1 protein-coding gene is annotated in these 437 nt (G+C 61.1%); it reads left to right on the top strand.

The window, feature by feature from the left end; all coding sequences use genetic code 11:
• Nucleotides 1–437, top strand: a 437-nt coding sequence (locus HBA93_RS18700; protein WP_221724299.1) for a hypothetical protein, incomplete at both ends; no start/stop codon positions are given.

Genomic DNA, 437 nt, shown 5'->3' with positions numbered 1-437 from the left:
GTTCAGCCGGACGGCGATGTCAGTGTTGTTGTGACCGACCCTGCCGGTAACAGCGGCACGGGTAATGAGAGCTGGACGGCGGATGATATTACACCGCCTGATACCAGTGGCACGACGGTGAGTGTCGGCACGATTGCCGGTGACGGTGTTGTCAATGCGAGTGAGGCAGCCGGTTCTGTTGCGATTACCGTGACGATTGCCAATCCGCCAGCGGATGCAGCGACCACAGCGGTCAATGTTCTGGTTGACGGTGTGCCTTATGCGGCAACGGCGAATGGCGACGGCACCTGGACGGCGTCTGTTCCGGGCAGTGCACTTGCAGGCGCGACCACCCCGACGGTGACAGCGGAAGCCGTGTTCACGGATGCTGCAGGCAATGCGGCTGATCCGGTGACAGGCTCTGCCAATTACAGTGTTGATGTGACAGCACCGGGTGC

The organism is Ochrobactrum sp. SFR4, from assembly GCF_019730395.1.
Taxonomy (GTDB): Bacteria; Pseudomonadota; Alphaproteobacteria; order Rhizobiales; family Rhizobiaceae; genus Pseudochrobactrum.
Note: the sequence above shows the minus strand (reverse complement) of the source record. Positions and strands in the feature narration are given on the sequence as shown.